Below are 11,718 nucleotides of genomic sequence, written 5' to 3'. Positions count from 1 at the left end.
AAAGAAAGCGGGGCCGCATGACGGCGGCCCCACATGGGTAACGTCAGAAGCGATACTTCAACCCGGCTTGGAAGCTGCGTGCATAGCCGGTGGTGCCATTCTCCTCGAGCGGCGGGTTCTCGCCACTGCCCGCGCCCCATGTCGAATAGGTGCGGTTCACCCAGTCGAACACGTTGAACACCGACAGATCGGCGGTGACATCGTGGCCCCACGGCAAACGGAACCGCTTCGACAGGCGCAGGTCGAGATTCTTGTAGGCAATGTCGCTCTTCGGGCTGAACACCCCGCCCTCATTGAAATAGGTGCAGCCGCCGCAATTCGGCGGCTTGATGTCGAAGCGGACGTTGCCGAAGCGCGGGCCTGACGCGAGGGTAAGCGTACCCGATAGCTGGAAGTCCAACGGCAGGTCGCCGATTCCGGTTGCGACCAGACGCCACCGCTCGAGTCCTCCGGTCGGTTGCCAGCCGAACGCATCCTGTCGCCCGGCGTTGAACATCTCGGCTTCGCCGAACGCGCGGCCGACATTCGACTTCGCATCGGAAATGGTCAGCGCCGACGTAAATCCCCAGCCCGATTCGCGCGAATACGTCTTTTCAGCGGTCAGGAAGAGCGCGGTGTAGCGTTGCTCACCATTCGACGAACCGATGTTGAGGCGGCCAGTATAGCCGGGCACGAACATCTCGGGCGTCATCGCCCCGGGATCGCGAATCCACGCGTCGCCACCGTCGGTATACAGGCCGTTCGCCTGCCGATTGCCGCGGACGTAGGTGAACGCGTCGTGCGAACGGTTATGGGCGATCGCCGCGGACAGCTGCACTTCGCCGAGCCGCTTGCGGACGCCCAGCGTGAACTGATCGGTATAGGGCACCTTTGCGTCGTTGTTGATCACCCAGATGTCGCCCGAGAGTCCCCCGGTCGCCACCGCGGACCGCAGCGCCGCGGGGTCGCGGAACGCCGGGTTCCAGCGAAACACGCCGCCGCCGCCCGCCGAACCGGGGGCCGTCGGCGTCCCGGCGGGACAGGCCGGCAGGCCGGTATCGCCGCAGAACGTGACGTTCACATCGCTGCGGATGTTGTTGAAGAGCCGCTCAAGACTGGCGGAGTAGAAGATGTTGCGATCGTAATAGCGCCCAGCGCCGGCGAAGAGAATAAGATCGCGGTCACCGCGAACGTCATACGAGATGCCGATACGCGGCTGGAACGCCCCCAGGAACGGGTCGCGCTTCGTGCCATCGGAAATGTAATTCTCCGGGTCGATCCCCGCCGCTTGCCACGGCTGATAGTTGCGCAGCGCATTGGCGACCTTGGCGGGCGTGACGTATCTGTTGTTGAAACTGTTCGACTCGTAATCCCAACGCAGACCGTAATTGAGCGTGAAATGCTCGTCGATCGTCCAGTCGTCCTGAATGAAAATACCGATCTGATTGGTCTTCGCCTTCAGTGGGGCCGGGGGAAGAAGCGAGATCGTCGCGGCATAAGGAATGCTCGTATCGACGCCGGTGAAGTTCGGGGCGGCGAACCGGTACTGACCATTCGAGAAGGCGTCCTCGATGCGCGACAACGACACGCGCGCAAAGCGGGCGCCGGTTTTCACGACGTGGTTTTCCCATCCGGTGTAGGTCGTGTTGTTTCGAAACGTATACGAATCCTGATCGTTCGCCTGCTGGAAGGAATTCGCGCCAAAGAATAACAGATCGCCACCGCCCGTATTGTTGACGGTGATTAGATACTCTGGTCCCTGCGTGATCGTCGGGGTGCCGGTAAAGCTGGAGAACTTGCTAAGCGTCAATTCGTTCAGCCAATTTTCGCCGCGGTGGTTCCATTCAAGCTGATAATTTTCGCTCTGGGTACCGATGTTGCGGCCGTTTTCGAACGCGCGGTTGCCGCCATAGTCGCGCAGATCGGTTTCCTCGCGCCGGAAGTAGCTGGCGTTGATCGTGTCCGCGTCGGTCGCGAACAGGCTCAGCTTTCCGAAATAGAGATCCTGCTTGAACTCGGCCGCGAAGGTGCCGGAAAGCAGACCGGCGAGCTGTGGCGGAATCCCCGCGCCCGTGGTCACGATGATCGCGGGATTGGTGCGTCGCGTGCCTTCATAGGCCGCGAAGAAATGGAGCTTGCCCGGGATGATCGGACCGCCGAGATCGCCGCCGAATTCGTAGCGCTTGTAGTCAGGCTTTTCGTTGTAGCATGTGTCCGATGCGTTGTTGGGGCAGGCGAAGCCCGGATTGTTGGCCTCGCCCTTCCGTTCGAAGAAGGGGCGACCGTACCATGCCTTCGGGATGAACGTCCCGAACACGCCGCCGTGGAACTTGTCGCCGCCGGTTTTCGTGATCGCGGTGATGATCGCCGAACCCGCCTGTTCGAACTCGGCCTTGTAATTCTGCGTCTCGACGCGGAACTCCTGGATCGCCGACTGCGGAAACGGATTGCCGCCCGAAAAATTCTGCCCCGCGACACCGCCAAAGCCCACGTTGTTCTTCTGGCTGGTGCCATCGATGAACACGTTGATATTGTCGGAACTGTTGCCGCCCGACTGGATGCGGGCGTTGTTGACGTCGCTGCTCAGCGTCACGCCGGGGGCGAGCGCGGCGAAGTTCAGGAAGTTGCGCTGAGTCTGCGGCAGCGTCTCGATCTGCTGCGTCGACACACTGGTGCCAATCGTCGCAGTGCGCACCTCGGCTCGATCCCGACGGCCGCTGACGACGATGTCGCCGCTGGTATCTGCGGTTTCGGGTGTGAAATCGACGGTGACGATCTGCGCGACGGGGACGGTGACGTTCTGCGTCGCCTCACCGGCTTTCACGCTATACGCCGACGGTCGCAGTCCGACGATCGTGAAAGTGCCGTCTGCCTTGACCCGCGTCGTAACACTGCGTCCGGTAGTCGTGTCGGTCGCGGTGACCGTCGCTCCCGCGGTCGCGCCGCGGCCTTGGATCGTGCCGACGGTTTGCGCCGCAGCGGGCGCTGCGACCATCACGCCGGTCGCCATCGCGAAAGTCGAAATCCCGAGCGCAAGGCTCGAACGCGTCGTGAAACCCTTTGCCATCTTCATCCCCTCCATTCGCTGTAACCGGTTACACTGCCGATCAAGCATTTATTGGCATACGTATGCGAGGCGTCGTTCAAAGACCGGATCGGCCAGATCGGTCAACTGATTCGATGATGACTGCGGCGCGCTGGCGACGTTTCACGACGAAATGTTGCTGCCAGGCCACAGTCGACCGGAAACGCGTCATGATCCACGTTCAGGCCGCGATCGGCGGGGCTTTGCAGTGGCGCGCGATGAAGGCGGCGTGGTCGGGCATCGCGTTGGCGCAATCGTCGATCACCTCCTCCACGTCCCGGACGAAGCCGGCGACCTCGGCGTCAGGAATCATGTCGACGACAGGGTCGTATCGTGCACGCAATCCCTGTCCCAGCAGCACCTGCACCCAGCTTTCTTCGCGGAACAGCTCCGCCTTCCCATGCTGGAAAAAGCGCGCCGAGGAGGCGAACAGATCGAGCCGTTCGGTCAGCGAGTCGGGCACGTCCATATGCTTCACATAGGCCCAGAACGGCGTGTCCTCGCGGTTCGTCACCTTGTAGTGCGCGATGATGAAGTCGCGGACGTCGGCATATTCGAAGTCGGTCTGACGATTATATTCCGCACGGTTCGCATTGACGTCGGGCGCGTCGAAGCCGCGGCCGGGGAACAGCGCGATCAGCCGCAGGATCGCGGTCTGCACCATGTGAATGCTGGTCGATTCGAGCGGCTCCAGAAACCCGCTGGCCAGCCCGATCGCGACGACGTTCTTCTCCCACGACCGGTGGCGCTTGCCCGGCGTGAACTTCACCGGCCGCGGGTCCGCCAGCGCGCGGCCGTCGAGGTTCGCCAGCAGCATCCGCGCCGCATCGTCGTCCGAAATGTGCTGGCTGGCATAGACGTGGCCGTTGCCGATCCGATGCTGCAACGGAATGCGCCATTGCCACCCCGCCGTCCGCGCGGTCGATCGGGTATAAGGGGTGAGCGGCGACACGCTTTCGCACGGCACCGCCAGCGCGCGGTCGCACAGCAGCCATCTGCCCCATTCCTCATACCCGACGCCCAGCGCCCCGCCGATCAGCAGCCCGCGCATCCCCGAGCAATCGACGAACAGATCGCCGTCGATCGTCCGCCCGTCGGCGAGCACGACATGGTCGACCGATCCGTCGTCAGGCTTCGTCACGACCCCGGTGATCCGCCCTTCGATCCGCTCCACCCCGCGCGCCTCGCTCTGCCCGCGCAGGAAGCGCGCGAACAGCGAGGCGTCGAAATGATAGGCATAGTCGATGTCCGCCATCGGCGATCCGGGATTGCGCGGGTCGGGCATGCAGAACCGGTTGCGCCGCGCGGCGAGGCAATTGAGCGCGTAGAAATCGAGGTGCTTGGCCTCGCCCTTCGCGGCCTGCTTCAGCCACAGGTGATGGGCGCGCAGCCAAAGCATGTCCTGCCCGATCTTGCCGAAACCATGGATGTAGCTGTGGCCGGGCGCGCGCCAGTTGACGAATTCGATCCCCAGTTTGAACGTCGCCTGCGTCGCGCGGATCATCTCCACCTGATCGAGCCCGGCGAGCTGCGCGTAGGTCCTGATCGCGGGGATCGTCGCCTCGCCGACTCCGATCGTGCCGATCTCGTCGGATTCGATCAGCCGAATCTTGAATCCCGTCAGCAGTTTCGACAGCAACGCCGCGGTCATCCAGCCCGCCGTGCCGCCCCCCACGATCATGATCGTCCGTACCCGCGCGTCGTCCATCGCATCCTCCTGCCGCGCCTTCTGGAACCAGGGACGCCCGCGCGTCCAGAGGGGACGGCGCGCGGGGCGGGGTCAGGAAAACAGTTCTCCATTATGGCGCGACATTGTCTGGGGGGCCGCGCAGTCGCGTCGCGGACTGCCGCGATCGCGCTAATTTTTTGGTAAGAATCCATCTGCGGCGGATTTTCTCTGCGGCTCGGGCCTGCCCAGCACCGCCAATATCGGTGACGGATGAGCCGAAGACGCACCGGTACCTGCGCTCGCAAGATATAATTCGTCGTTCGCGCCTTCATCCTGTCGCTCCCGCGCTCGTTGTGAGCGCGAAGATCTAGGGCGTGCTCGTCTGGCGCAAACCTGCTGCGGCGCGAGCGACCTGAAAGCGGAACGCGACCCCGCGGGAGCCGCGGTGGCGGTTATTTGTTTGCTTGCAGCAGAGCGGCCGACGATTTGGCCCGCCCGCCCGATCGATGCTGCACGGCCAGCGTTTCGAGCGAGGTTTGCCGGTAGAGGCGGAAGCTGCCGGGAATATCCACCGCCACCGGATCGACCAGCCATTGATAAATGGTGCCGAAGATGAACGAGCAGAACTGGATCGCGGTCAGCGCCGGATCGACGTCGGGGCGGACCACGCCGTCCTTGATCCCCTCGCGTAGCCAGCGTTCGGCGTCGCGGCGGTAGGCGGCGTGATGTTCGGCAAGACGGACGCGCAGATCGTTGTGGCTGCTGATCGTTTCGTACCACAATATGTACATCGCCTTCATGACGACCGATTGGGTCAACAGGAAATCTTCGACCGCATCAAGCGCGGCGAGATAGGCCGGCAGGCCGGTCCGGTCGCCGACGAACCGGCCGAGTTCTTCGACCCAGGTCTTGTTGAAATTGGTGACCAAATTGCCGAACAGCGCTTCCTTCGATCCGAACCGGTTGCTCGCAAGCCCGCGACTGTAGCCCGCGCGCTCTCCGATATCCTTCAACGTCGTGTTGTGGGTGCCCGATTCGAAGATCAGCGCGACGGCCGCCTCGTACATTCGCGCATCGGATATCGCGGTCCGTTCCGCTTGGGTCATCCGGGCAGGCTTGTCTGGCTTGGTCATCGTGCGGCGTAGGTTCCCGTTGTGAACGCGGTTGAAGCCCGCGTCGTTATAGAATTGCCTCCTCGCGCACATAGCGGATTGTGCCATCCGCGACGGCGGCGCGGAGCGCGCGTTTGTCGATCTTTCCGACGCTTGTCCGCGGCAAGCTGGACACTTCGGCCCAATATTCCGGAACGCAGAACTTCGGCATGGTCGTCATCAACCGGCCGCGCAACGCTGCGGGATGCAGGCTATCCGGCGTGGTTGCAACGATCAGCGCGAGCGGACGCTCCTCCCACCGTGGATCGGGCACGGCGATGACGGCGACCTCGGCCACCTCCGGAAGGCTGGCGAGGCGATTTTCGATATCGACCGAGGATACCCATTCGCCGCCCGATTTTATGATGTCTTTCACGCGGTCAGTGATCTGGACATAGCCGAGCGGGTCGATCGTGCCGACGTCGCCAGTGCGCAGCCAGCCGTCGGGGGAAAGCACGTCAGCAGATTCGCGGGCATGGTATCCCCGCGCAATCCATGGGCCGCGCAGTTCGAGCGCGCCGACCGCCGAACCGTCCTCGGGCAATCGTTCGCCGTCATCGTCGACGATGCGTACTTCGACGCCCGGCACCGGGCGGCCGCTCTTCGCGCGCCAGTCCAATTCCTGCTCGGTCGGCGTGCCGAGCGGGGGGTGCGACAGGACGCACAACGGGCTCGTTTCCGTCATGCCCCAGCCCTGCACGACCGGGATGTTCCACGTCTCGCGAACCCGCTCGATCAACGCGGGCGAAACGGCGGAACCGCCTGACACGATAACGCGAAAGCACTCCATCCCGATCGGTGCGGTGGCGTGTTCGCGGAGCAGGTCGTTCAGGATGGTCGGCACGGTCGACACGAAGGTTGGCCGTTCCGCTTTTATCATGCGGCGCACCTTGCCCGGCTGCAGGTGCGGTCCAGGAAGGATGAACGTGCTGCCCGCGAACCAGCCGCTGAAGGGCAGGCCCCATGCGTTGGCGTGAAACATCGGTGGCAGGAGCAGGATGCGGTCCGACTGAGAAATGGCGAACGTGTCAACGCCCATCGACGCCAGACTGTGGGCGAAGATCGACCGGTGACTGTAGACGACGCCCTTGGGGTCGCCCGTCGTGCCTGACGTATAGCACGCGACCGCGGCGCTGTTTTCTTGGATGTCCGGCCAGTCGACGAGCGGTGCCTGATCGCCGAGCAGCGCGTCGTAACAGATCACGCGACCCGCAAAGTCGGGCAGGTCGACCATTTCGCCGACCAGGATCACGGCCTCCAGCGACGGGATCGAACCGAGTATGTGAGCAATCTGGCCGATCAGGCTGGCGTCCGCGATCAGCACGCGATCCTCGGCGTGGCGCGCGATGTAGCCGATCTGATCGGCGGAGAGCCGGACGTTCAACGTGTGCAGTACGGCCCCCATCGCGGGCACGGCCAAATAGGCTTCGAAATGCGGCTGGTGATTCCAGCAATACGTCGCCACCCGGTCGTTCGCGCGGACGCCGAGTGCGGCCAGCGCCGCCGCCAGCCGCGCGGCACGATCGGCCACCGCCGCATAGGATGCGCGGCTGAACCCCGATCCGTCGAACGACACGATCTCGGCCCGGCCGTGCAGACGCGCGCCGTGCCGCAGGATCATCTGCGTCGTCATCGGAAAGGCCATCATCGTCGGCTGCATCTCGGTGCTCGTCATCGGATCAGCGCCGCCGCTTCGGCGAGCAGGGCGGGCACGTCGCGTTCGAGCCCGCGCGCATAGGCGCTGTCGACTGCGCCCTTCCGGTACAGCACGAATGCGCCCTCCACGATCGCCGCCAGTCGCCAGAAGGCGAAGACACGATACCAGTCGAGGCGCTCCGACGACAGGCCGGTGCGGTCCGACCAGCGGTCCGCGAGCACGCGCGGATCGACCACGTCGCGACGGTTGGAAATTCGCTGGACGAAGTGGAAGCCCAGCGACGCCATATCTTCCCGCCGCCAAAACATGAGCAACAGGCCGAGATCGACCATCGGATCGCCGATCGTCGCCATTTCCCAATCGATGATCGACCGCAGCACCGGCCTGGCCGGATCGAACAGGCAATTGTCGAGATGATAGTCGCAGTGGACAATCCGCGACGCGCCGTCCGTCGGGAGCGTGGCGAGCAGCCAGCGCGCGATCATGTCCAGCATCGGCAGCTCGCGGACCGAGACCTCCGCTCGCAGATCGTTCCAGCGGTGAATCTGCCGCGTCAGGAAATCGTCCGGACGCCCGCAACCGGCGGGAAGGCGTGTCTGCCAGTCGATCGTATGAACCTGCGCGATTCCGTCCACCAGTTCCCGGCCGATCGTATCGACCGCATCCGCCGACGCCGGATAGGCCGCGGGCAGCGTGTCGGTCAGCGCCACCCCCTCCACGAACGCGGACACCGCAAACGGTACGCCGATCACCGCCGGGTCGTCGCACCAGGCGATCGCTCGCGGCACGGGCGCCACGTCGCCGATCGCGGCGAGCAGCCGGTACTCGCGCGCGATCCCCGCTCCAGCCTTTGCCGACACCGCCTGCTGCGGGGCGTGGCGCAGGACCATCGCTCCGTCCGCGCTCTCGATCAGACGCGTCACGTTGGCATTGCCGCCCGCCAGCAACCGCCCCATCCGCGCGTCCGAAATACCGGCCTCTCGCGCCATCCAGCGCGCGAAGCGGTCGGCTTCGTCCGGCGCTACAGCGCGCACATCAACCCGCCGTCAGTGGCGACCACCGACCCGGTCATATAGGGCGATCCGGCGACCCAATAGACGACCTCCGCCAGTTCCTCCGGCGTGCCTTCCCGCTTCAGCGGTATTCGCGCCACGACGCGCGCACGGGCACGCTCGGATATCCCGGCGGTCATTTCGGTCGAGACGAACCCAGGCAGCACCAGATTGACCCGGATGCCGCGCCGCGCGAGTTCCACCGCCAGCACCTGCGTAAGGCCTGCGAGCCCCGCCTTCGATGATCCATAGGCGCTGTCGCCGACGAACCCGCGAAAACCTACGACCGCGCCGACGTTTACGATCGAACCGCCGGCCGGCATGTGCGGCAATACCGCCCGGACGGCATGGAACGGCCCCGACAGATTGGTGGCGAGCACGTCGTCCCAGTCACCGACGCTGATCCTGTCGATCAGGTCGCCGCGATGTAGCCCGGCGTTGTTGACCAGAATGTCCACGCCGCCCCACCGCGCCGCCACCGTGTCGACGGCCGCCCGGACCGACGCGACATCCGACACGTCGGCGCGCAGGCCGATCGCCTCGCCGCCGACCGTCCGGGCGACCGCCTCGACACCCTCGCCACGTGCGAGCAGCGCGACGCGGTCGCCCCGCGCCGCCGCCCCGTGCGCGATGGCGAGTCCCAGACCACGCGAGGCACCCGTGACGATCCAGCGCCGCGGCGGCGGAGCGCCTGTCGCGTCGGGCTCCATGTCAGAAAGTTTGCGTCAGCGCGATGCCGTAGGTCCGCGGCGTGCGCGGCGCCGCATAGCTCCACAAGCCCTGCACGTCGAAACCGATCGACCAGCCATCCTCCTTCAACAGATTGCGCACGAAGCCGGAAAGCATGGTCTTTCCGACCTTGTAGCTGATCGAGGCGTCGACCAGATCCTGACCGGGATTTCGCAGCGCCGGATTGTTCAGGAACGTCATCTCGTGCGCGCCGAGATAATGCCATGTCCCCTGCAGATATGCGGTGCCGGGGCCGATCTCCCGCTCGTAATTGGCGCTGAGCGTCCAGTTCCATTTCGGCGCGCGGCGGAATTTCAGGCCGCTGTTGTCGGTAACGATGCCGTCGCTGTCCACGTCGGCGACGAAATTCTTGTACTTGGCATCGAGGTAACCGACGTTGCCGTTCAGCGTGAACCCGTCGAACAGCAATGCGGTGACGTCCAGTTCGACGCCCTTCACGGTCGCGGTGGCGGCGTTCAGGATGCGCGTTTCCTGCCCGGTGCCGACCGGGGCGGGCACGCTGAATTCCTCCTGCTTGTCCTTGTAATCCAGTTTGAAGATCGCGCCGTTCACGCGCAGGCGGCGGTCGAGCAGTTCGGCCTTCACGCCGATCTCGTAATTGTCGACCGTTTCGGGCTGGTACGGCGTGCGGGCGGCGTTCTCGGTCGCCGGGCGTCCGGTGAAACCGCCGGTGCGATACCCGCGCGACCACAGGCCATAGGCCAGCACATCGTCGGTCGGCTCGAAGCTCAGCGCAACCTTCGGCGTGAATTTCTTCCAGCTGTCCTTCACCGGATCGTCGTAGAAATCGAACCCCAGATCGCGCACGCCCTGGGTTTTCTTGTCCTTGGTATAGCGGCCCCCGAGGGTCAGCTTGAACCAGTCAGTGAAACGGTAATCCACGTCGAAGAAACCGGCGTAGGATTTGTTCGTCTGACGCACGGTCTGCGGCAGCGCCAGCACGGTATCGGGCACGACGAAGCCGATATAGCTGACCAGATCGATCCGGTACGCCGAGTCCCAATAGTATAGACCCGCCACGAAGCTGAGCGGACCGCCGCCGCCTTTCGTCAGGCGCAGTTCGTGCGTGTCCTGATGATAGCGCGCCGGCCGGTCGGTGTGGAACAGGGTCAGCGGCGTCGCGTCGAAATCCTGCGTGATCGCCTCGTCGGTTTCGTACCGGCCGTAGATATATTGAAGTTCCAGATCGGCGGTCAGGTCATATTTGACCTTCGCGATGAACAGGTTGGTGTCGAAGAACGCGTTCTTGTTCAGCGGCCCGTTGCTGATCGATTGATAGCGATCGCCCTGCTGCGGCACGCCGAATGCGGGCGAACACTGGTTCAGCACCGCGCAGAACAGGTTGGACCGCGCGATCGGCGGCGCGCCGAGCAGCGAGGTCGGCCCCGATACGTTGGAAAGCTGCGGCGGATCCTGATCGGTATTCTGGTCGTCAAAGCTGAACGATAGCTCAAGCCCCGGCGTCGGTGTCAGCAGCAATTGCACGCCGAGCGCGGTGAAGTCCGACCGCTGCCCGTCCTGGTTCTGCAGCGTGTTGTAGATATAGCCGTCGGTCTTCTTGCGCGCGCCCGAGAACTTTACCGCCGCCCAGTCGGTCAGGCCGAAGCTGACGACCCCTTCCAGATCGAGCGAATCGTAATTGGCATAGGTCGCGCGGACTTTTCCGGTCAGTTCCTGCGTCGGGCGGGACCGCGTGAGGTTGATGACGCCAGCGATCGCGTTGCGTCCGAACAGCGTCCCCTGCGGCCCGCGCAGCACCTCGACCCGGTCGATGTCGATCGCCTTGATCAGGCCGCCCGAACTGGTGCCGAAATAGATGTCGTCCAGCACGATGCCGACGGTCGGGTCGATCGCCTTTTCCACGTCGGCCACGCCGATGCCGCGGATGGCGGCGGAGGCGACGCCGCCCGGTCCCTGTTGCGTGTCGTCGATCAGCACGTTGGGCGCGGCATTGGCGAAATCGCGCACGTCGGAATCGAACCGTTGCGACAGCTCATTCGCCGACAGCGCGCTGACCGAAGTGGAGACATCCTGCAGGTTTTCGACCCGCTTGCGCGCGGTGACGATGATATCCTCCAGCCCGCCGGCGGTCGTGGGCGGCCCGGCGGTCTGCTCGGATGCCGATCCGGCGGCGGCGGTAGTGCCGGGCGCCTCCTGCGCGAACGCGGGCGCCGCGGTCAGTGCGGCCAATGCGGCCGAACCATTCAGGGCGGTTCGGAAAAGACAGGTGTGACGTCGGAACATTGGTTTTCCCCTCCTTGACGCCGTGTCGACGGACCGGTGCTTGCGAGGGGGCCGAGAGTCGTTCGTGCGACGCCCGTGCCCAGCACCATATCCGCCGGTTCTCCGGTACGGATGGTGATATAATGCTTGTT

7 protein-coding genes are annotated in these 11,718 nt (G+C 64.4%); all 7 read right to left on the bottom strand.

The window, feature by feature from the left end:
- Window positions 1-43: 43 nt before the first annotated feature.
- Window positions 44-3,046, bottom strand: coding sequence for a TonB-dependent receptor domain-containing protein (locus M0208_RS04040; protein ID WP_258890446.1), 3,003 nt, complete (start codon window positions 3,044-3,046; stop codon window positions 44-46).
- A 199-nt stretch (window positions 3,047-3,245) separates the two neighbouring features.
- Window positions 3,246-4,772, bottom strand: a complete 1,527-nt coding sequence (locus tag M0208_RS04035; RefSeq protein WP_258890445.1) for a tryptophan halogenase family protein — start codon at window positions 4,770-4,772, stop codon at window positions 3,246-3,248.
- Between the two features lie 413 nt (window positions 4,773-5,185).
- A complete protein-coding gene (locus M0208_RS04030; RefSeq protein WP_258890444.1) occupies window positions 5,186-5,866 on the bottom strand; it encodes a TetR/AcrR family transcriptional regulator in 681 nt (226 codons plus the stop codon).
- Between the two features lie 46 nt (window positions 5,867-5,912).
- A complete protein-coding gene (locus M0208_RS04025; RefSeq protein ID WP_258890443.1) occupies window positions 5,913-7,559 on the bottom strand; it encodes a long-chain-fatty-acid--CoA ligase in 1,647 nt (548 codons plus the stop codon).
- Window positions 7,556-8,575, bottom strand: coding sequence for a phosphotransferase family protein (locus M0208_RS04020; RefSeq protein ID WP_258890442.1), 1,020 nt, complete (start codon window positions 8,573-8,575; stop codon window positions 7,556-7,558). Before M0208_RS04020 ends, M0208_RS04025 begins: the two co-directional genes overlap by 4 nt.
- Window positions 8,563-9,303, bottom strand: coding sequence for an SDR family NAD(P)-dependent oxidoreductase (locus M0208_RS04015; protein WP_258890441.1), 741 nt, complete (start codon window positions 9,301-9,303; stop codon window positions 8,563-8,565). The genes M0208_RS04020 and M0208_RS04015 overlap by 13 nt, the downstream gene beginning before the upstream one ends.
- Before the next feature lies 1 nt (window position 9,304).
- On the bottom strand, window positions 9,305-11,533 hold the full coding sequence (locus M0208_RS04010; RefSeq protein WP_258890440.1) for a TonB-dependent receptor: 2,229 nt from the start codon (window positions 11,531-11,533) through the stop codon (window positions 9,305-9,307).
- Window positions 11,534-11,718 lie beyond the last annotated feature (185 nt).

It is taken from the genome of Sphingomonas sp. SUN019 (assembly GCF_024758705.1).
Classification (GTDB): Bacteria; Pseudomonadota; Alphaproteobacteria; order Sphingomonadales; family Sphingomonadaceae; genus Sphingomonas.
This window is presented reverse-complemented; position numbering and strand designations above follow the sequence as displayed.